21 protein-coding genes are annotated in these 19,565 nt (G+C 69.5%); 9 read left to right on the top strand and 12 right to left on the bottom strand.

Translation table 11 applies throughout. The annotated features are described in order from the left end of the window. Positions 1 to 30: 30 nt before the first annotated feature. Positions 31 to 669: a GOLPH3/VPS74 family protein gene (locus ACQPZX_RS40120; RefSeq protein WP_433385734.1), complete on the bottom strand. Its 639-nt coding sequence runs from the start codon at positions 667 to 669 to the stop codon at positions 31 to 33. 199 nt (positions 670 to 868) lie between these two features. Between ACQPZX_RS40120 and ACQPZX_RS40115 the strand changes: the two genes are divergently transcribed. From ACQPZX_RS40115 to ACQPZX_RS40105, 3 genes are all read left to right on the top strand, one after another. Next, positions 869 to 1,756: a helix-turn-helix domain-containing protein gene (locus ACQPZX_RS40115; protein ID WP_433367702.1), complete on the top strand. Its 888-nt coding sequence runs from the start codon at positions 869 to 871 to the stop codon at positions 1,754 to 1,756. A gap of 40 nt (positions 1,757 to 1,796) precedes the next feature. After that, on the top strand, positions 1,797 to 2,012 hold the full coding sequence (locus tag ACQPZX_RS40110) for a DUF397 domain-containing protein (protein ID WP_433385731.1): 216 nt from the start codon (positions 1,797 to 1,799) through the stop codon (positions 2,010 to 2,012). A gap of 208 nt (positions 2,013 to 2,220) precedes the next feature. Continuing rightward, a complete protein-coding gene (locus ACQPZX_RS40105; protein WP_433367699.1) occupies positions 2,221 to 3,243 on the top strand; it encodes a LysR family transcriptional regulator in 1,023 nt (340 codons plus the stop codon). A gap of 2 nt (positions 3,244 to 3,245) precedes the next feature. Here ACQPZX_RS40105 and ACQPZX_RS40100 read toward each other — a convergent pair whose 3' ends face one another. Then, entirely contained in the window at positions 3,246 to 3,881 is a 636-nt protein-coding gene (locus ACQPZX_RS40100; protein ID WP_433367696.1) for an HNH endonuclease family protein, read from the bottom strand. Between the two features lie 128 nt (positions 3,882 to 4,009). On the opposite strand from ACQPZX_RS40100, the gene ACQPZX_RS40095 reads away from it, so the two are divergent. Both ACQPZX_RS40095 and ACQPZX_RS40090 read left to right on the top strand, forming a co-directional pair. Further along, complete coding sequence (locus tag ACQPZX_RS40095) at positions 4,010 to 4,648, top strand: hypothetical protein (RefSeq protein ID WP_433367693.1); 639 nt, start codon at positions 4,010 to 4,012, stop codon at positions 4,646 to 4,648. A 205-nt stretch (positions 4,649 to 4,853) separates the two neighbouring features. Further along, positions 4,854 to 5,273, top strand: coding sequence for a hypothetical protein (locus ACQPZX_RS40090; protein ID WP_433367690.1), 420 nt, complete (start codon positions 4,854 to 4,856; stop codon positions 5,271 to 5,273). Here ACQPZX_RS40090 and ACQPZX_RS40085 read toward each other — a convergent pair. Genes ACQPZX_RS40085 through ACQPZX_RS40075 form a run of 3 tightly spaced genes read right to left on the bottom strand, consistent with a single transcriptional unit; the run spans position 5,258 to position 7,865 of the window. After that, positions 5,258 to 6,193, bottom strand: a complete 936-nt coding sequence (locus ACQPZX_RS40085; RefSeq protein WP_433367687.1) for an SIS domain-containing protein — start codon at positions 6,191 to 6,193, stop codon at positions 5,258 to 5,260. The two genes, ACQPZX_RS40090 and ACQPZX_RS40085, sit on opposite strands and share 16 nt — an antisense overlap. Then, positions 6,190 to 7,257, bottom strand: coding sequence for a hypothetical protein (locus ACQPZX_RS40080; RefSeq protein ID WP_433367684.1), 1,068 nt, complete (start codon positions 7,255 to 7,257; stop codon positions 6,190 to 6,192). Before ACQPZX_RS40080 ends, ACQPZX_RS40085 begins: the two co-directional genes overlap by 4 nt. Beyond that, positions 7,254 to 7,865 (bottom strand): TetR/AcrR family transcriptional regulator, encoded by a 612-nt coding sequence (locus ACQPZX_RS40075; protein WP_433367681.1) that lies wholly within the window; start codon positions 7,863 to 7,865, stop codon positions 7,254 to 7,256. Before ACQPZX_RS40075 ends, ACQPZX_RS40080 begins: the two co-directional genes overlap by 4 nt. Positions 7,866 to 7,964: 99 nt before the next feature. Here ACQPZX_RS40075 and ACQPZX_RS40070 point away from each other — a divergent pair, with 99 nt between their 5' ends. Both ACQPZX_RS40070 and ACQPZX_RS40065 read left to right on the top strand, forming a co-directional pair. Beyond that, positions 7,965 to 9,233 (top strand): glycosyltransferase, encoded by a 1,269-nt coding sequence (locus ACQPZX_RS40070; RefSeq protein WP_433367678.1) that lies wholly within the window; start codon positions 7,965 to 7,967, stop codon positions 9,231 to 9,233. Further along, the gene (locus ACQPZX_RS40065; RefSeq protein WP_433367675.1) at positions 9,230 to 10,627 is read left to right on the top strand and encodes an aminobutyraldehyde dehydrogenase; all 1,398 of its coding nucleotides are present in this window, start codon (positions 9,230 to 9,232) and stop codon (positions 10,625 to 10,627) included. Before ACQPZX_RS40070 ends, ACQPZX_RS40065 begins: the two co-directional genes overlap by 4 nt. A gap of 51 nt (positions 10,628 to 10,678) precedes the next feature. On the opposite strand, the gene ACQPZX_RS40060 is transcribed toward ACQPZX_RS40065, so the two are convergent. The 4 genes from ACQPZX_RS40060 to ACQPZX_RS40045 all read right to left on the bottom strand — a co-directional run bounded on the left by ACQPZX_RS40060 (position 10,679) and on the right by ACQPZX_RS40045 (position 13,382). Beyond that, on the bottom strand, positions 10,679 to 11,182 hold the full coding sequence (locus ACQPZX_RS40060; RefSeq protein WP_433367672.1) for a CAP domain-containing protein: 504 nt from the start codon (positions 11,180 to 11,182) through the stop codon (positions 10,679 to 10,681). Positions 11,183 to 11,281: 99 nt separating this feature from the next. Next, entirely contained in the window at positions 11,282 to 11,974 is a 693-nt protein-coding gene (locus ACQPZX_RS40055) for a M23 family metallopeptidase (RefSeq protein WP_433367669.1), read from the bottom strand. Positions 11,975 to 12,030: 56 nt separating this feature from the next. Beyond that, positions 12,031 to 13,158 carry an SPFH domain-containing protein gene (locus ACQPZX_RS40050; protein ID WP_433367667.1) on the bottom strand — a complete coding sequence of 376 codons (1,128 nt, stop codon included), beginning with the start codon at positions 13,156 to 13,158 and terminating at the stop codon, positions 12,031 to 12,033. 2 nt (positions 13,159 to 13,160) lie between these two features. Further along, entirely contained in the window at positions 13,161 to 13,382 is a 222-nt protein-coding gene (locus ACQPZX_RS40045) for a hypothetical protein (protein WP_433367664.1), read from the bottom strand. A 95-nt stretch (positions 13,383 to 13,477) separates the two neighbouring features. On the opposite strand from ACQPZX_RS40045, the gene ACQPZX_RS40040 reads away from it, so the two are divergent. Next, on the top strand, positions 13,478 to 14,770 hold the full coding sequence (locus ACQPZX_RS40040) for an FAD-binding oxidoreductase (RefSeq protein ID WP_433367662.1): 1,293 nt from the start codon (positions 13,478 to 13,480) through the stop codon (positions 14,768 to 14,770). A 49-nt stretch (positions 14,771 to 14,819) separates the two neighbouring features. Here the strand turns inward: ACQPZX_RS40040 and ACQPZX_RS40035 are convergent, their stop codons facing one another. Then, positions 14,820 to 16,850: a M4 family metallopeptidase gene (locus ACQPZX_RS40035; RefSeq protein ID WP_433385728.1), complete on the bottom strand. Its 2,031-nt coding sequence runs from the start codon at positions 16,848 to 16,850 to the stop codon at positions 14,820 to 14,822. Positions 16,851 to 17,091: 241 nt separating this feature from the next. Here ACQPZX_RS40035 and ACQPZX_RS40030 point away from each other — a divergent pair, with 241 nt between their 5' ends. Then, positions 17,092 to 17,916, top strand: a complete 825-nt coding sequence (locus tag ACQPZX_RS40030; protein WP_433367660.1) for an LLM class flavin-dependent oxidoreductase — start codon at positions 17,092 to 17,094, stop codon at positions 17,914 to 17,916. Here the strand turns inward: ACQPZX_RS40030 and ACQPZX_RS40025 are convergent. Both ACQPZX_RS40025 and ACQPZX_RS40020 read right to left on the bottom strand, forming a co-directional pair. Beyond that, positions 17,903 to 18,667, bottom strand: a complete 765-nt coding sequence (locus ACQPZX_RS40025; RefSeq protein ID WP_433367657.1) for a polysaccharide lyase family 7 protein — start codon at positions 18,665 to 18,667, stop codon at positions 17,903 to 17,905. The two genes, ACQPZX_RS40030 and ACQPZX_RS40025, sit on opposite strands and share 14 nt — an antisense overlap. 86 nt (positions 18,668 to 18,753) lie before the next feature. Then, entirely contained in the window at positions 18,754 to 19,563 is an 810-nt protein-coding gene (locus ACQPZX_RS40020; RefSeq protein WP_433367654.1) for a class I SAM-dependent methyltransferase, read from the bottom strand. Positions 19,564 to 19,565 lie beyond the last annotated feature (2 nt).

Genomic DNA, 19,565 nt, shown 5'->3' with positions numbered 1-19,565 from the left:
TACGGCCGAGGTGGTGACGCCCGATGGCACTCACCGCCGACCGACGGTCAGCACCGAGCCCACGGAGGCTTCGGTGAATTCGATAAGGTCCCGTAGATCGCCGGGCAGTGCGCCGACGGCGCTCGGCAGGGACTGGAACGCTTGCCGGTGCATCTCGAAGTCGTAGAGCACGTGCCTGGTCAGACCGGTGGCGGCCACGAGGCCGACGAGGACCCGGTCGGTGAGGCTGAGCTCGATGCCCCGGACGAGTAGATTGGCCAACCGGGCGGGTGCCCAGGCGGCTGCATTGCGTTGTTCCGGACTGTTCGGCATGTAGACCACTTCGGTCGACAGCATCCGTCGCCGGGTGATCAGGTCTACCGCGCCGAGGCGTACCAGCCGTTCGCCGACCCGGACCTCGGCGTCCTGGGAGAGGAAGGCGAGCCAGGTGCGGACTTCGCGGTGTCGTTGCTGGGCGATCAGGAGGTCGAGGATGTCGTGCGTCAACGAGTCGGCCGGTGGATGCCGGTCGAGGATGACGATGTCACCGTCGGCGATGCCGATCCGTCCCTCCAGGATCAACTCCCCCAGCAACGCGGCGGCCAGGCCCAGTCCTGTCGCCCTTGGATGGAGTCGTGAACGGCCGGTGCGGTCCTGGTGTGCGATCAGAAAGTACTGGTCAGCCAACACGCTGCCACGCCCCTTGCGGAAGATCACTGTGCGTACATGACGTGATAACTCTCAATGTCGCCGCATCATGTACCCGACCTCAAGGTCAATGCAAGAAGTACTAGACTTCTTGTTCTGAGCTTCGGTCCATGTTGGATCATGCGCTCGGCGGTCGTAGGATCGTTTACCTGAGGAAACCTGAGGACCAAGGGGAGTCCAGGTGTCCGTTGACGAAGGCCCGACGCTGCGGCGACGCCGGCTGGGCGCGGAGCTGAAACGCTGTCGCGAGTCCGCGGGAATGACGCAGGAAAATGTCTCGCGCCATTTCGAGTGGCACGCTGCCAAGGTCACGAGGATCGAGACGGCCCGCGTCGCGGTGACCGCCCGGGACGTGCGCGATCTGCTGGATCTCTATCACGTGCGCGACGAGGCGTACCGCGAGGCGTTGATCGAGCTCGCGCGCATGTCGCGCGAGCGCACGTGGTGGAGCGACTACCGCGACGTGATCCGTCCGGGCAACTTCGTCGGGCTCGAGGCGGGTGCCGCCGCCATGCTGACCTGGGAGCCGGTGATCGTTCCCGGCCTGCTCCAGACCGAGGCGTACATCCGGGCCCTGCTGCGCACCGGGCGCCAGTCCGACCCGCAGCACGAGATCGACCGCCGGGTGCGGCTGCGGCTGACCCGCCAGGACAGGCTGACCGGGAGCCGCCCGCTGGAGTTCGCCGCGCTGATGGACGAATCGGTCGTACGGCGCGTCGTGGGCGGCCCGGAAGCGATGTCGGAACAGCTCAGACATCTAATAGAAATGGCTCAATTACCGAATGTGAGCCTGCAGATCCTCCCCTTCGGATCCGGGGAGCACGGTTTCCTCGGTGGACCGGTGGCGCTATTGGAGTTCCGGGGCGTAGACGCGCAGATGAACCATGGGATTTCGAGGCCCGAAACCACCAATCTGGGTGTTGTCTATCTTGAAGGTCTTGCGGGAGACTCTTACGAAGAGCAACCATCCGAGGTTGCCCGTTACCGGAAAGAGTTCGAGCGATTGAGCGCGAAGGCGCTCGACCATCGCCAGACAATCAAGATGATCGAGAGCCTGCTGGTCGCTTAGGGCTCCGAGACAAACCCATACTGAAGGGGGGTGCTTGAGATTGCTCACGCACCATCTCAACGGTGCTGTCTGGAAGAAGGGCAGCCGCAGCAACGGCAGTGGCGGCAACAACTGCGTCGAGGTCGCCTTCCTCGACGAAGCTGTCGCCGTCCGTGACAGCAAGGACCGGACTGGACCGGCTCTGTTGTTCACGCAGGCGGAGTGGACCGCCTTCGTGGACTCGGCCAAGGATGGCGAGTTCGACATCGTTTCTTGACCCGAGAGCCTACCGATAGGCACGCACCGATGGGAAGTGCTTACGCAAAGTCAACTTCTCGGCGGTAGGCCTACCGGATGCTGCAACGCCCCTCACGGGGCGTTGCAGCCCAGCCACAATAGGTGCCTTGAAATCGATGGCCTCAGATGGCCGAAATTAATGTGAAAATACTTTCGCGAGTGGCGTGGCGACTCGTAGGTTCCATGCTGTGGAGCTGGAGCTGCGCCACTTACGAATGGTGCTCGCCATCGCCGAGGCCGGCAGCGTCACCAAAGCCGCCGCGTCGCTCGGCCTGGCCCAGCCTGCCCTGACCACCCAACTGCAGCGCATCGAGCGGATGCTCGGTGGCGCGCTGTTCACCCGTGACCGTCGCGGCGTCCTGCCGACCCCGCTCGGCGATCTCGTGCTGGCCCGCGCCCGGGTGCTGATCCCGGCCGTGACCGGGCTGCACGACGAGGCCAGCGAGCTGATCACGGCGGGCGGGACGGCCCGGTACCGCGTCGGCGCCACCAACGGCCCGATCGTGGCCGGGCTCGTGCGCCGGCTCACCGACGCGCATCCCGGCGGGCCCGTCTCGATCCACTCCACCTGGTCGGAGAACGAGGTCGCCCAGATGACGGTCGACGGGCGGCTCGACTACGCCCTGGTCGGCGCGTGCTCGACCCCGCCGGCCGGGCTGCCCACCGGACTCATCTGGCAGGTGGTCTCGGTCGACGCCGTCTGGGTGCTGCTCAACGAGCGACATCCCTTGGCCGGCCGCGACGAGGTCGGCCTGGGCGAGCTCGCCGGCGAGCAATGGATCACCGCGCCCGGTGACGGATGTTTCCTCGAGTGCTTCGCGGCCGCCTGCGCCCGCGAGGGCTTCTCGCCGCGCACGCCCACCTCCATCGATGCCAGCAGCGCCTTCGACCTCGTCGTCGCGGGCGGTGCGATCGCGCTGTGCCAGGGTCTGGTGCGATCGGTGCCGGGCGCGGTCGCGGTCCCGCTGCGCGGGGCGCCGCTGCGCTGGCGCCATCTGCTCGGCTGGGATCCGGACGGTCCGGCGGCGGCGCGGGCGAGCGAGCTTTACGGGTACGCGGTGGAGGCGTACCTGGAGATCGTGACGCAACGACCACGCTACGCCCGCTGGCTCATCGGGCACTCCGATCTCGGTGTGCAGCAGGCGATCTCATTGTTACCAAAACCGAGCCGCCCCGGCCTGGCCGGCCGGAGCGACCCGATGATCGCCTAGTCCTAACAGGTGCCGAGCATGCTCGTCAGGGCCGACTTCTCGGCGCTCGTGACGGTGAGCGCCCAGACGTACTTGACCCGTACCCAGGCCTTGGCGTAGTTGCAGTAGTAGCCGCTCAGCGGCGGCTTCCAGGAGTCCGGCGACTGGTCGCTCTTGGACTGGTTGACGTTGTCGGTAACCGCCCACAGCTGCGGGTTGCTGAGATCGTTGGCGAACGACTCGCGCTTGCTCGTGGTCCACGCCCAGGCGCCCGAGATCCAGGCGTTCTTCAGCGGCACCATGTGGTCGATGTCGACGTCGGACGCCGCGGTCCAGGTCGCGCCGTCGTACGGGCTGTACCACCGGCCCGAGGTGGCGGTGCAGGCCGAGTTGACCACGACGCTCGTGCCGTCCCGCTTGAGCACGGTCTCCCGGGTGTTGCAGGTGCCGGAGATCGTGTCCCAGGTCGGGAAGAGGTCGCGGTCGTAGGTGGTGGTGTGCGTCCAGGCGGCCACGGTCAGCGCCGCGAGCTGAGTCTTGGCGGCCGAGGTCGTCGGGATGCCGGGCGGTGTGGCGTATGCGGGGGCGCCGAAGCCGAGCTGGGCCAGCGTGGCCAGCAGGACGACGACCAGGGCGGTCGAGAGCAGACGGTTCCGCAAGGGGGCCTCCGAGTCGCGAGTGCGGCTGTTGCCCCGAAGTCTCAGGCCCCCGGGCGATCCCCGGCTAATGCCAAAACATCCATAGATGTACGACTATGGAAAGCGCTGGTGTACATAGACTGTGATGCATGCAGGCAGCTGGCATTCCGGCGCTGGCGATCAGCCTCGTCGCCTTGGCGGTCTCCCTCTACGGCATCGCCGAGCGGAGCAGCGCGACCCGCCGGGCGGAGCGGCTCCGGTTCCTCACGCTCATCGACGACCTCAATCGCCTGCTCACCGACAATCCGCGCCCCTTCGACACGCAGGTCGAGATCCTCGCCCTGCAGGCCTTCGGGCTGCAGAAGCGCTTCACCGACGTCACCAGCCCGGAGTACCGGACCCTCGCCGACGCGCTCGGCCGCTCCGGCCTGCCCGCCGAGGCCGACCAGCTGTGGCGCGCCGCCATCGACGCGTCCGAGGACGAGGGGCCCACCCAGGCGCTGTTCGCCCGTCGCGGCTACGCGCTCTTCCTGTTCTCGGCCGGGCGGCGGGAAAAGGGCCGGGACCAGATGGGGCTGGCCCTCGAGGCGATCGGGTCCGCGGACGACACCGCCCGCCTGCATCAGATCCGGACCTTCAAGACCTGGGCCGACGACGAGCGTTTCGCCGACCCGACCGGTGGGCGGGCGGCCGAGCTGCTGAAACGCGCCGAACAGGCGGTGACGCTGCTGGAGAGCGAGCACGCGCGACGCCGTATGCGGGCCTTTCTCGAAAACGCCGACAGCTGACGGCTCGCGGCCTGGTGGGTGACCGCGCCGGCGGCGACCGTCGTCTTCTCGATCGCGGCGAATGCATTCTCTACTGTGGTCGCCTTCGTGGCGCCCGACCACCGCCACAGCCGGCAACCAGCGCGACGGTCAAAAGAGTCAGCGAGGACAAACCGGGGCGGCGCACAACCGTATTCTGAGGGTCCTCCCAGACTAGGCGGGCGCCATGCACTTCCTCGGTCATCGGTACTTCCGGGAGCTGTTGTCGCTGCGTATGCCGCCTGCGGACTTCGTGATCTGCGGTAGTGGGCCGCTGTATGCGCGCGGGTGGATCGACGACCCGACCGGCCTGGACATTGTCGCTCGCGGGGAGGCCTGGAAGATCGCGGCGGAGCTCGGGCCGATCGAGGCGGCGCCCTATTCGGCGGCCCGGCGGGTGCCGTTGTTCGGCGGGGATCTGGACGTCTTCGACGATTGGTTTCCGGAAATCGGAACGGTCGACGAGCTCATCGAGCGGGCCGACATTATCGACGGGCTGCGGTTCGTGACGCTGGACGTGGTGGCGACCACGAAACTGATGATGGGGCGCGACCGGGATCGCGCCCATCTGGCGGTGTTGCGGGCGCACGGTCACCCGGCGCCGTGAATCCACCAATCGGCGGCGACCAATTCGGCGACCAGGGTCTCGGCCGCCAGGCGTACGCGTAAATCGTCATCGTGGCGGAAGCGGACCGCCTGGGCCGCGCCACCCACCTCGCCGCCCACCGCGACCACGGTGGATCCGCGCTGGTGAAGCCATTCGAGGGCCTGGTCGTCGTAGCGGGAACCGGGGAAGAACAGGGCGCGGTAGTCGAGGGTCTTGGTGAGGTAGACGTCGACGTGCGACCAGTCGCCGGTCTCGCAGCCGTCGGCGGGAACGCGGGGGCCCTCGCGGAACATCAGCGCCGACTGGAGGGCCGAGGAGAGGCGCTCGACCGGGGCGATGGGGAAGACGCCGTCGCCTTTGAGCAGCTCACCGCACCGGGGAAGCCACTGCGGGCGCCGGTCGAGGAGGTCCTCGGTGGCCTCGGCGACAAGGCGGATCGGGAGGGGGTCCCGGCCGGTCAGGTGGGAGACCAGCGCGTCGAGCAGGATCTGGGTGTGCTGGAAGGAGCGGCAGGCGACGCCGCCACGTTCCACGCCGGCGTGCAGCTCGACGACCCGGGCGGCCTGCTTGGCCAGCGGGGAAAGGGGGTCGTTGGTGAGCGCGACGAAGCTCGGCGCGTCGGCCGCGGCGTCCAGGGTCTCGCGGCTGGCGCCGGTGGCCGAGATGGCGACGACCAGGGTGTCGTCGCCGTACGGGAAGAAGCCCTCGGCGGAGGCGTACTCGGCGGACGCGTCGAGGCCGGCGGCGCGCAGGCGACGGGCGGCCACCTGGGCGGCGTAGCGGGAGCTGCCCATGCCCAGGAAGATCACCCGCCGGACCGGGCCGGCGAACGACCAGGGATTGCCGGCGGGCAGGGCGCGCAGGGCGGCGGGCTTCTCCTCGAGGTCGGCGAGGAACAGGGCCGGATCCAAGGTGATCACCCGTACCAGGATCGGAGGACACCCATCGGCGCGTAGCGCCAGCGGGGGAGGAAGCGGGCGGCGTAGATCAGCTCGCGGCACTCCTGCTCGACCTCGAAGGGGCGCAGGAGCTTCTCGTCGAGCAGGTGGCTCTGGCCGTGGGTGGCCAGGGTGGAACGGTAGGCGGTCAGGAGATCGTCGGCGGCCTGCCGGCCCCACGCCCGCAGGATTTCGCGGTGGGCGCCGTCGGTGCGGCGGTTCGCGATTTCGGCCACGTGCAGGACGCTGGTGCGGAGCTGGGCCAGGTCGCGGGCGGCCGGCTCGGGGCGGGGGTCGAGCGTGGGGTTGCCGTCGAAATCGGTCACGGCGAGGCCGTCGCGCCAGCGCAGGATCTGGCCGACGTGGAGGTCGCCGTGCAGATGCAGCGCCGGGGATGACGACAAATAACTCGATAAAAGCGAAATGTCGGATGCGATGCGTGGGGCAGCCTCGCGGAGCCAGGGGTCGCTGTCGGCGGCGAGGGCTTCGGCGAGCGTGACCGGCGCGGCAGCCGGCGACGGGGCGGGACGGGGTGCGCCGGGCGAGGTGGTTGCGGGCGGGGGTGCGGGATGCAGCGGGTTCGGGCACACGCGCGAGGGGGTGGCCAGGGCGGCGTGGAGGTCGGCGGCCAAGGTGCCGATGGCGGGGGCGAAGTCGGCGGGTGGGCCGCCGTCCAGCCAGGACAGCAGGTCGTTGGTGCACCAGTCCCAGCCGTCCTCCGCGTCGGGGAGGAAAGCGGTGACCAGGGCGATCAAGGCGCCGTCGCGGAAGGCGGCGGCGTGCGGGGTGGGCATACGGGTGAAGCTGGTGGCGGCCAGGTGGGCCAGCAGGCGCGGAGCTCGGGCGTCGCCGGGGGAGCGCATCCACTTGACGACGGCGCGTTCGCCGACGACCACCGAGACGTTCGTCTGGTCGACGGTGATCGGGCGCTCCTCGCGGCGGCCGGGCGCGAGGGGAACGAAGATACGCAGGTCGAGGCCGTCGGGGGAACGACCGGCCACGACCGCATCGACGAGAGCGGCGGACTCTCCTGGAGAGACCTTCACGCGGGCACCTGCAGGGGGTTCGAGGTGGCCTGGCGGGCGTAGGCGAGGATCAGCTCCGCGGCCGTGGCGGGCGTCAAGGTGGGATGACGGGCGACTATGCGGTAGCCGTACGCGTCCTCAAGCGCCACCAAGTTGCGGGCGACCGTGAGCGAATCGCTGGTGAGGGCGAAGGTGCGCAGCGCCGAGCCCGTGTCGAGGATCGTGCGGTACATCGACACCTGCCGGTCGTAGAGCGACGTCAACAACGCGGCGTAGACGCGGTTGCGGCCGGCCGAACCGCCCAGCTCGCAGAGCAGGCGCACGTCGGCGTCGTCGGCATCGGTGGGCAGGCCCGAACGGATCGTCACCACCAGCTGCTCCGCCGGGTCGGTGAGACCCTCGAGCCGGCGCATCCGGGCCTCGTAGAAGCGCTCCATCCCGGCCTGGTTGGCCTCGAGCAGCAGGTCGGAGAGATCCGGATAGTGGTAGAGCACCGCGCCCGAGGTGAGGCCGGCTTGCTCGGCGACCTGGTTGAGCAGGACGCCGTCGGGGCCGTGCCGGAGCATGGCGCGCCGGGCCGCCTCGATCAGGTCGGCGCGTCGCTCGGACCGGGACTTCCGCGTCGCCATAACTCACCTCCTCCTCAACAGCGCCGCATAACCATAGGCTCTGCGTATTGACTGTGCGCAAGGGCGCTTGTTGAATCTGTCTTCAACAGAGGAGTGCCCATGGCCCTGACGGTTCTGTTCATGCCCGAGAGCGCGTACGGGCCGACCAACAACTGCATCGGCATCGGCGACGTGCTGCGGCGCCGGGGGCACCGGGTGGTGTTCGCGGCCGAGGCGTCCTGGGACGGCAAGCTGGCCGCTCTCGGCTTCGAGGAAGACCTCGTGAGCCTGGCGCCGGCGCCGGACGAGCCGCAGGACGCCGGACAGTTCTGGAAGGACTTCATCCGGGACACCGCGCCGGAGTTCCGCAAGCCGACGATCGACCAGCTCGAGACGTGGGTGAAGCCGGTCTGGCGGGAGCTGATCGACGGCGCCCGCTACTGCCAGCCGCAGCTGCTGGAGATCATCGCCCGCGTCCGGCCCGACGTGATCGTCGAGGACAATGTGGTCGCGTTCCCGGCGCTGAACACGGCGGGCGTGCCGTTCGTGCGGATCGTGTCGTGCAACCCGCTCGAGGTGAAGGGGCCGGACATCGCGCCGGTCTTCTCGGGTTATCCGTTCGACGACCGCACCGAGTGGGCTGATTTCCTGGCCGAGTACGACCGGACCCACCGTCCGATGTGGGAGCAGTTCAACGACTGGGTGGTGGAGCAGGGCGCGCCGGCGCTGCCCGACCTCGAGTTCATCCATGAGGGCGACCTCAACCTGTACGTCTACCCGGGCGCGCTCGACTACACCGACGCGCGCCGGCTCGGGCCGAACTGGCGGCGGCTGGAGTCGTCGGTGCGGGAGACGGACGACTCGTGGGAGCTGCCCGACGGCTTCGCGGACGGGCACAAGCTGATCTATTTCAGTCTTGGCTCGCTCGGTTCGGCCGACGTCTCGCTGATGCGGCGGGTCATCGCGGCGCTGGCGGCCACCGACCACCGGTACATCGTGTCGAAGGGGCCGCTGCACGAGGAGATCGAGCTGGCCGCCAACATGATCGGCGCCGAGTTCCTGCCGCAGACGACGATCCTGCCGCTGGTCGACCTGGTGATCACGCACGGCGGCAACAACACGACCACCGAGGCCATGCACTTCGGGAAGCCGATGATCGTGCTGCCGCTGTTCTGGGACCAGTACGACAACGCGCAGCGGGTGCACGAGCGGGGTTACGGGAAACGGCTCGACACGTACGGCTTCACCGACGCCCAGCTGCACGAAGCGATCGACCGGCTGCTCGGGGATGCCGCGCTGCGGGAACGCCTGGAGAAGGACTCGGCCGCGATCCGGGCGGCCGACGGACTGCGCGTAGCGGCCGACGCGATCGAGAAGGCCGCACAGTGACGACGCTGGTCAACCCCGCGTCAGGTGCCCCCATCGCGGAGATTCCGGACGGTGACGTCGGAAAGGCCGTGGAGCAGGCTCGGGCCGCCTTCGAGCAGTGGCGGGAGGCCACCCCGGGGGAGCGGGCGAAGGTGCTGCTCAAGGTGGCCGATCTGGTGGAGCGCGACGCCCCGTCGTTGGTGCGTGACGAGGTCGAGGAGACCGGGAAGCCGCTGGCTGTGATGCGGGACGGGGAGCTTCCGTTCAGCGTGGACAACCTGCGGTTCTTCGCGGGGGCGGCGCGGTCGCTCGACGGGACGGGCGCGGGGGTGCTGTCGGCCGGCTACACGTCGATGCTGATCCGGCGGCCGATCGGCGTGGTCGGATCGATCGCGCCGTGGAACTTCCCGCTGGTGATGGCGGTGTGGAAGATCGGGCCGGCGGTCGCGGCGGGGAACGCCGTGGTGATCAAGCCGGCGGCGCAGACGCCGCGGAGCACGATGGCGCTGGCGCGCCTCTTCGAGGAGGCGGGGGCGCCGCGCGGGCTGGTCGGCGTGGTGACGGGTGGTGCGGCGACAGGTTCCGCCCTCGTACGGGATCCGGGCGTCGACATGGTGAGCGTGACCGGGTCCACGGCTACCGGCCGTGAGGTCATGCGCGGCGCGGTGGACGGTCTGAAGCGGGTGCATCTGGAGCTGGGTGGCAAAGCCCCGGCGCTGGTCTTCACCGACGCCGACCTATCCGAGATGTCGGGCGGCGTGGCGATGGGCGCGACCTACAACTCCGGCCAGGACTGCACGGCCGCGACCCGCGTTTATGTCGAAAAATCGGTCTATAACGACGCGGTGGCGGCGCTGGCCGAGGCGCTTGGCCGGATCCGGGCGGGCGATCCAACTTCTGACAAATCGGACATCGGTCCCTTGATCTCCGCGGCGCACCGCGACCGGGTGGCCGGGTTTGTCGCCCGGGCCGTGACGGCGGGAGCGAGGATCGCGGTGGGCGGAAAGCCGTTGGACGGGCCGGGCTTCTACTTCCCGCCGACGCTCGTGCTCGACGCCGATCAGCGGAGCGAGATCGTGCAGGACGAGATCTTCGGCCCGGTCGTGGTCGTCGTGCCGTTCGACGGCGAGGACGAGGGAGTGCGACTCGCCAACGACACCCGGTACGGGCTGGCCTCGTCGATCTGGACGCGGGACGTGTCGCGTGCGCTGCGCGTGGCGCACCGGCTCGACGTGGGCGTGACCTGGATCAACGATCATCTGCCGATCGCGTCGGAGGCGCCGCACGGCGGGGTGAAGGGCTCCGGCTTCGGCAAGGACATGAGCCAGGAGGCGGTCGCCGAGTACTCGGTGACCCGCCACCTGATGATCAAACACGCGGCCCCGGCGGCGCGGGACTCGTTCCGCCCCGCCTGATCAGGTGTGGTGGCCTGCGCCCGCCAGCGCAGGCCACCATCCTTCGAGGGGTCAGGAGCGGCCGAAGTCCTGGGTCCAGTACGCGGCGCCGCTCTTGTTGTAGGCCAGGCCGACGCCCACCGCGACGCTGCCGCAGTTGAGGATGTTGGCGCGGTGGCCGGGGCTGTTCATCCAGCCGGTGACGACGTCCTTCGGGGCGGGGTAGCCCCACGCGATGTTCTCGGCGCTCGCGCCGCGGCTCGGGTAGCCGGCCGCCGCCTCGCGGGCGACGAAGTTGCTGCCGTTCGAGCCGGTGTGGCTGAAGAAGTTGCGCGTGACCATGTCGGTGCTGTGCGCGCGGGCGGCCGTGCGCAGGCGCTCGTCGATGCGCAGGGCCTTGCAGCCCTTCGCGGTGCGCTGCACGTTGGTCAGGCGCACGACCTCGTTCTCGTACCCCGTCATGACCTCGGCCGACGGCGTCGCGGACGCCTTCCTGGGGGCCTCGGCCGCGAAGGCCGGCGCGGCGAACAGGGTCGGGATGGCGGCGAGGGCGGCGATGGCAACGAGACGCTTCAAGTGTTTTCCTCCTGGCGATCGGTGACGTGAGTACCGATCGGGGAGGAGCGGCGGGCGATGAGCGGATCAACCGCCCTGCACCCCGCGCGACCCGACCCGCTACTTGTCGACGGTGGGCTTCGACGGGCAGCCGTGCTTCTGCTGCCAGGCCTTCACCGCCGCCACCGGGGACTTCTGTCCCTTCGTGCGCCAGGAGTCCAGGTACGGCCAGGGGTAGAGAGTGCCTCGCTGGTTCCACCAGTCGCCGGTCTTCGCGCACGGCGGCGAGATCCCGAAGTGCAGGTGGCAGGCGCTCGCGTCGCCGGTGTCGCCGGTCTTGCCGAGAGTTTGGCCGCTCTTGACCCGTACGCCGGGATTGATGGCTTTATCGACCGACGAGAGGTGCGATCCGTAGTAGCGCACGCCGTCGTCGCCCAGGATCGAGACGGACAGGCCGCCCCGGGTGGCGCCCGCGTTGACCTTGGGCGACCACGTGTCCTTCTTGCTGACGGCCAGGACGACGCCGCCGGTCACGGCCACGAAGCGGTTGCCGCAGGCGGTCATGACGTCGGTGGCCTGGTAGTCGTGGTGGGTGTGCGCGTAGGAGCTCTTGCCGACCACCGGGAAGGTGTACGTGATCTTCACGGCCGCGGCGGCCTTGGGTTTGACCGCGCTCGGTGACGGCGCCGCCGACGGAGTCTCCAGAGTCTTTACCGAGCCCACCCAGGCCGGGTCGGCCTGGGGTGAGGAGGAGCAGGCCGCGACGGCGGCGATGCTCAAGCCGGCAAGAACGAGTTTCCGGAGCGAAGGCACGCGCCCCAACATAACAGCCCGGCCGCGACCGCGACCGGGCTGTCTGCGGGCGGCTCTCAGGCCACGGACTTGGGGTTGATCGGGGCGACGGCGGTGCCCGGCTGCGGGTGCAGGCCGCCGCGGATCGTCTCGAGCATGGTCATGCCCTGCGCGGCCAGCGACGCCACCACGCTGTTCAGCCCCTCGGCGCCGTCCAGGACCGTGACGTTCGCGCCCTGCAGGCCCTCGGCCGCGGCCCGCAGCATGTCCGGCAGCTTGTCGATGATCGCCTGGTCGAGGGCGATCCGGTCCTGGGCCGCCGCGGCCTCGGCGGAGAGCTTCGTGGCGTCGGCCTCGGCCCGGGCCAGCGCCCGGATCCGCTCGGCCTCGGCCTCGGCGGGCCGGATCACCTCGGCGATCAGCTCCGCCTCGCGCAGCTCCGCGTTCTGCTGGGCGACCAGCGCCCGCTCCTTGATCACGTCCTGGGCGGCGCGGGCCGCCGCGAGCGGGCCGGCCTGGGCGGAGGTCTGCTGGGCCTGGTCGATCTCGGCCTGGTACTGGGCCTGGGCGATCGCGGTCTGCCGCGCGTACTCGGCCTGGTGCCGGATGCTCTCCTGCTGCGCCATCGCGCTCTCCCGGTCGGCGGCGGCCTGCGCGACCTTCGCCTCCTGGTTGACCCGGGCCTGGTGCGGCGCGGCGAGCGCCCGGATGTAGCCGACGCCCTTGTCGTCGATGCTGCTGATCTGCAGCGAGTCGACGGCCAGGCCGATCCGGGCCATCTCGGTCTTGCTGGCGTCGACGATCGCGTCGGCGAGCGTCTGCTGCTCGCGGATGATCGCCTCGACCGTCATGCTGCCGATGATGCTGCGCAGGTGGCCCGAGAAGATCCGGCCGACCAGCGTCGGCATCTGACCCTGGTCGCCCTGGAACCGGCGGGCGGCCGCGGCGATCGACTCGTGGTCGTCGCCGACCTTGAAGGCGATGATCGCCTCGACGGACAGCGTGAGGCCCTGTTTGGTGTAACAGTCCTCGGCGACCTCGGCCTCCTGCATGGCCAGGGTGAGCCGGGTGGCCTTGGAGAAGATGGGCGCGACGAAGACGCCGTGCCCTGTGACGATCTTGAACGGCAACGCGTCCGCACCCCGCTGCTTGCGACCACTGATCAGCAACGCCTCGTTGGGGGCGGGCACCCGATAACCGAACACTTCTACAGCCCTTCTTCGATGGGCCATGGCTCGACGTCGATCTGGCGTGCGCCACGGTTGTTGATGACGAGAACCTCGGACCCGGTCGGGACCGGTGTGGCGGCGTACGCGAGGTAGTAGTGCGCTATGCCCTCGACCAGCAGGCGTACCTCTCCGGCGCGCTCGCCGCCGCGGATCGCGGTGATCACCGTGCCGACCCGGCCGACCAGCGTCTCACTCGTCACGCCTGCATTGTGCTCCTGCCGGACCAGCCCGATGACGAGACGCAGGTCACGCTCGGCGGGTCTCACATCGGCCCGGTTTGTTTCGTCAGCCGGACATGATGAAGACAGATTTGCGGGGAGAGATCCTGGAGCCCGGGACCGAGGAGTACGCGGCGGCGAGCGGCTCGCTGTTCGCCTCCGGAAGCCCCGCCTTCGTGGTGCGTCCGGGTAGCGTCGCGGACGTGCGGGCGGCCGTCACGTTCGCGGCCAGCTGGAAACTCAAGCTTTCGGTGCGCGGCGGAGGGCACGCGTTCGCCGGTTTCGGCACCAACGACGGCGGGATCGTGGTCGACCTCAGTCGCCTGGCCGAGGTCGCTTTGACCGACAAAGACCGTCACATCGTACGGATCGGGGGCGGCGCGACGTGGGGGCAGGTCGCGACGGCGCTGGCCCCGCACGGCCTGGCGATCTCGTCGGGCGACACGAGGAGTGTGGGGGTCGGCGGGCTCACCCTCTCCGGGGGCATCGGCTGGAAGGTCCGCAAGTACGGGCTGGCGCTGGACAGCCTGGTCGCCGCCGAGGTGGTGACGGCCAATGGCGAGTTCGTGCGGGCGAGCGACGAGGAGAACCCGGAGCTGTTCTGGGCGCTGCGCGGGGGTGGCGGCAACTTCGGAGTCGTGACCGCGTTCGAGTTCGCGGCGCACCCGACGACCGACGTCTTCCACGGCCGGATCGCCTTCCCCGCGGCCGAGGCCGGCGCCGTGCTGCCGGGGTGGGCCGACTACATGCGGACGGCGCCGGACGAGCTCACCTCGATCGCGTCGTTCGCCAACCCGTTCGCCGGTGGCGCGCAGGCGCCGGTCGAGGTCCACGTCGCGTTCGACGGGGACGACGCGGCGCGCGTCGCCCGGGCGCTCGACCCGATCCGACGCCTCGGCACGGTGCTGGACGACAACGTCGCCCGCAAGGCGTACGGCGATGTGCTCGTCGACGGCCTGGTCCCGCCGCCCGGGTTCCGGTTCGTCAGCCGGGGCGCCTTTGTGGACAAGGAGTCGGTGCCCGACGCCCTGCGGGTGCTGATCGAGCTCGGCGCGTCGGGACGGTCGCCGGCCATCGCGGTGCGCAGCGTCGGCGGCGCGGTGTCCCGGGTTCCCGGCGACGCCACCGCGTACGCGCATCGCCAGGCGGAGCTGATGGTCACCACCGCCACCGTGAACCAGGAGCAGACCGAGACCTGGGAGCGGCTCGGCCCGTACGTGAACGGCGCCTATGCCAATTTCCTCAGCTCTGCCACCGCCGAGGACGTCACCGCCATCTACCCGCCCGAGACCTACCGGCGGCTGGCCGCGGTCAAGCGCCAGTACGACCCGGACAACCTGTTCGCCGGCAACCACAACATCCAGGCGTGAGGGAAGGGCCGGCGCCTCTCGGCGCCGGCCCTCCGGTGGTTGCCCGGCCTCAGCTGGTGGTGAGGGCGGTGTCGTCGATCTGGAAGGACGTCTGGAGCGAGGAGTCCTCGACGCCGCTGAAGGAGATCGTCACGGTCTGTCCCTTGAGGCTGGACACGTTGAACGACTTCAGGGCGTAGGCACCCTTGTTGAGGTTGGAGTAGGTGGCGAGCGTCGTCGAGCCGGCCTTGACGGTCAGCTTGTCGTACGCCGTCGACGTGGTGGTCTCGGCCGTGGTGATCTTCAGGTAGAAGCTCAGCGTGGCGCTGGAGACGCTGGACGGGATCGTCACCGACTGGCTCAGCGTGTCGGTGTGGGTCGAGCCGTAACCGTCCAACCAGGCGAAGTAGCTGCCGGTCCGCGGGACGTTGGTGCCGGAGGCCGTCGAGATGACGCCCGAGGTCTGCGACCAGGTGGTCGCGCCGCTCTCGAAGCCGGGGTTGCCGAGCAGGTTGGAGCCGGTCGGCGGGGTCGTCGGCGGGGTGGTCGGCGGGGTGGTCGGCGGCGTGGTGCCGCCGGTGCAGGTCGGGTCGGCCGACTGGGCCGGCACGCTGACCGCGTCCCAGGCCGCCTTGACCGTGTTGAACTCGGTGCAGCTACCCGGGTACAGGTTCTTGGCCGCGGTGAGCGTCCAGGTCCGGTACTTCAGGTACGACGAGCTCGAGGTCTTCAGCAGCATCGCGTTGTACATGATGGTGATGGCCTTCTGGATGCCGAGGCCGGTCACCGTGCTGCTGTTGCAGGTCGAGCTGGCGGGCTGGCCGTTGCCGCTGGTGCCCTGCGCGAGCAGGTAGAACCAGTGGTTGCCGGGACCGGCCGCGGCGTGCACCTCCTGCGACGGGACGCTCGAGGAGTAGCAGTTCGAGTCGCCCAGCGCCGACGGGTTGTACATGTTGCGGATCGGGCCGCTGCCGACCAGGTTCACCTCTTCGCCGACCGTGTAGTCCGGCGGGTCGTTCGGGTTGTTGATGTACCACTCGGTCGCGGCGCCGAAGGTGTCGGCCACGAACTCCTGGGTGTTGCCGTTCGAGATGCCGCCCGGCGTGTTGTCGTCGATGCCGTGGCCGAGCTCGTGGCCCACCACGTCCGCCGACGAGATCCACTGACCGGCGGTGTTCTTGCCGATCTGCACCTGGGTGCCGTCGTAGTACGCGTTCTGGTCGTTCAGGCCGACCCGCAGCGGCCATGCGGCGCCGGAGCCGTTCTGCCCGTTACGGCCCAGCCACGCGGAGAGCATCGCGGTCTGCTTCTCGCCCACGTAGAGGGCGTCGACGCAGCCGGTCTCCTTGTTGGTGCCGGTGCCGTTGCCCCACACGTTGTCGGAGCCCGAGAAGGTCGTGTTGGTCGAGGCGTCCTGGCAGCGCATCGTCGACTGCGTCGAGGACTGCATCGAGTACGTCGAACCGGACTGGGTGGTGTCGATGGTGACCGACCCGTTGATCCAGCCGGTGCCGGTGCCGGACACGTCGGTCACGTGCTCCTGGGTGCTGAGCACCGCGCCGGTGAGGGCGTCGACGTTCACCGAGAGCCGGCTGACGCCGTCGGCGCCGATGCCGTTCACCGTCGTCTGCCAGGCCAGCTTCGCGGCCGCGCCCTCGGGGGCCACCACGATCAGCCTCGTGCCCTCCACGCTGGACACCGACTTGAGCTGCTTCTTGGCGATCGCCGCGGCGTCCGTGGCGGCCAGCTTCGGCGTGACGGACAGTTCGCCGATCGGGCTCGTCTGCGCGACCGAGGTGTACTTGGTCGCCCCGTTGGCGTCGGTCATCACGACGAAGTCGCCGCCGAAGACCGGAAGACCCTTGTAGGAGCGGAGGTAGGGGACGTAGTTGAGCCCGTGCGACGAGATCACCTTCTGCTGCTGGAAGGTGTCGTAGCTGCTCGCCTGCAGGACCGACGGCTTGCTCGCGACGAGCGCGTCGGCCTTGGTGGCCGCCGTCTTCGCGGCGACGGCCGGGTCGACCGGCGTTGCGGTGGCCGGTTGGGCCACCGCGACCAACGCGGATGCCGCGGCCGTGCCGGCCGCGATCGCGATGATCATGGGGGTTCGACGTTTCACGCGGGTGCTCCTTTCCCGCCCGGGGGTCTGGGCGGGCTCAAGGTCCGGTGGACGATGGGTCACACCAGGACGACTTGAAGTGAGACGCTAGGCATCGACGAGCATCTTTGGAAATAGGGAAAACCCTTGCGCCTTCCCGTTCGGCCATACGACTTAGGTCGTACTTGCGATGCCTACCGGCGTCGGATGCGCTCGCGTAGCCGTACGCGAAAGGATCCTTGTCATGACTGAGCGTAAGTTTCGCTTCGGCGTCGTCGCCGGAAAGGCGCCGTCAGGCGCGGAATGGGCCGCGACCGCGCGGCGGGCCGAGGAGCTGGGCTACGACACCCTGCTCATCCCCGACACCCTGCACACCTTCGCGCCGTTCGCGGCGCTGGCCGCGGCCGCCGCCGTGACCCGCACCCTACGCCTGGGGACGTACGTGCTGAGCGCGCCCAACCGTTCTGCCGGCCTGGTGGCCTGGGAGACCGAGACGTTGCAGCAGCTCAGCGAGGGTCGCTTCGAGCTGGGAATCGGCGGCGGCCGGCCCGGCGCCGCTTCCGACGCCTCCGAGCTGGGAGGCTCGTTCGGCTCACCGGCCGCGCGGATCGAGCGGGTGGCCGAGACGATCGCGGCGGTCCGCAAGCTTTCGGACGCGCCGCCGGTGCTGGTCGCGGCGAGTCGCCCGCGGATGTTCCGGCTGGCCGCCGCCGAGGCCGACATCGTGGCGCTGGGCCTGCCGCCGCAATCCACCGAGCCCGAGCTGGCCCGCGCGGTGCAGACGCTGCGTGACGGCGGCGACCGCTTCGACGAGATCGAGCTGCATCTCAACGTGGCGGCCGTGGCCTCGTCGATCGACGAGATCCCGCCATGGCTGTCGCGGATGGTCGGCGGCGATCCGCGCGAGATGGCGGCGGCCGGCGGGATCTCGTTCCTCACCGGCCCGGCCGAGCGGATCGCCGATCTGCTCTGCCGGCGCCGGGAGGAGTTCGACGTCTCCTACATCGGGGTGAGCGGCCTGTTCATGGAGCAGTTCGCCCCGGTGATCGAGATCCTCAGGAATGCGTGACGGTCAGCGCGTAGAACTTCACCTTCGCGCCGTTGGTCGTGCTTTCCGAGGACGACTGGTTGTAGGAGCCGGCCTTGAAGTACTCCTTGTACGGGTTGAAGCTCGCCGGGATCGAGTAGCTGGTCTTCGAGCCGTTGACCGTCAGGTTGATCTTGTTGCCGGTCACGTTGATGACGTAGGTCCACTTCACCCCGAGCGCCACGTTGCCGACCTTGTGCAGCGTCTGCCCGCCGGCCGGCGAGTTCTCGGTGCCGAGGTAGATGTCGCCGTTCGGCCGGTAGTACAGCTCCAGCAGCGGCTTGGTCGACGTGCCGCCCGAGCCGAGGTGCACCTGGCCGACGCAGACGTTCTTGGTGACCGACGGGATGCGCAGCTGGGCGCTCATCGTGTGGTTGCCGGCCAGCGGCCACTCGGCCGTCTCGCGCAGCTCGGTCCGGGCGTAGTTGGAGTTCGGGGTGGTGACGCCCTTTTCCGGGGCCCAGAAGGTCATCGACCCGTCGTTCTTGTCGGTCCAGAAGTAGGCCGGGTTGCTGTACCCGTTCGCGCCCTTGAGCTGGGCCGGCTGGATCGTGTCGGGCTTGCCGGGGGAGCCGGTGGGCAGCTGCAGCTGCCAGATCGCCAGGTTGAAGTTGCCGCCGGGCGGGAGTGAGGGGTCGAGCGTGGCGGCCGACGCGCTGGTGACGCCGAGGACGCCGAGGGTGCCGACCACCGCGGCGGACATGGCGATCGCGAGCAGCTTCCGCTTCTTCATGGGGATACCTCTGTTGCCGTCTAGGGGGTTGCCGTCGGGGAATTGGCAAGTCGGCTAACAGTAGGCGTCTTTATCGACGTTTGTCCTTAAACAACCTTAAATCCGCGTACGGCCCACGCCCCCGCGATCAGCGCGATCGAGCCGTCCGGATCCCGGGGTAGGCGGGCGTCGAGCAGGGCGCGAATCGCCTCCTGCTTTTCCGGTGACAGGCGGGCCAGATAGGCGGGCGCGGCGCCCTGGCCGCCCAGGAACGGCTGCCAGTAGTCGTCGAAGTCCTTGAAGACCGTGGAGATCTCGATCGGCCGGGTCTCGACGTCGCGCAGGCCGGCCTCGATCCAGGCGCGCGTCAGCGCGGCGGGGTGACAGATCGGGAAGCGCGGTCCTTCGTCCTGCTCGGCGGCGGCCGGGTCGACCTCGAGCGACGCGTCCCAGAAATGGCGCATCATCTGCATGCCGGTCGTGTAGTCCCAGACGTAGACGGCCACGGTCGCGCCCGGGGCGGCCACCCGGGCGAACTCGTCGACCGCCCGCTGCGGGTCGGGGACGAAATTCAGGGCCAGGCCGCTGACCACGGCATCGAAGCCGGCTTGGGCTATCGGCAGGGCCGACGCGTCGCCGGCCACGAAGCTCACGTCGGGGTGGTGGGTGCGGGCCTCGGCGAGGAATCCGCGGGACATGTCGACGCCCACGACCCGCGCCGGGGCGGCGGCGGTGATGACCGTGCCGGTCAGTGCGCCGGTGCCGCAGCCCGCGTCCAGCCAGCGGCCGCCGGGCGCGACCCCCGGCCGCTCGTCACCCGGGACCGTCAACCAGCGGAGAAACTTGGCGGCCACCGGGCGGCTCCATCGACCGACGTATGCCTCGTACGCGTTGCCGACCGCCCATACGTCTCCCATGA

The sequence above is a fragment of the Actinoplanes sp. CA-142083 genome (assembly GCF_050942195.1).
In the GTDB taxonomy this organism is placed as follows: Bacteria; Actinomycetota; Actinomycetes; order Mycobacteriales; family Micromonosporaceae; genus Actinoplanes.
Note: the sequence above shows the minus strand (reverse complement) of the source record. Positions and strands in the feature narration are given on the sequence as shown.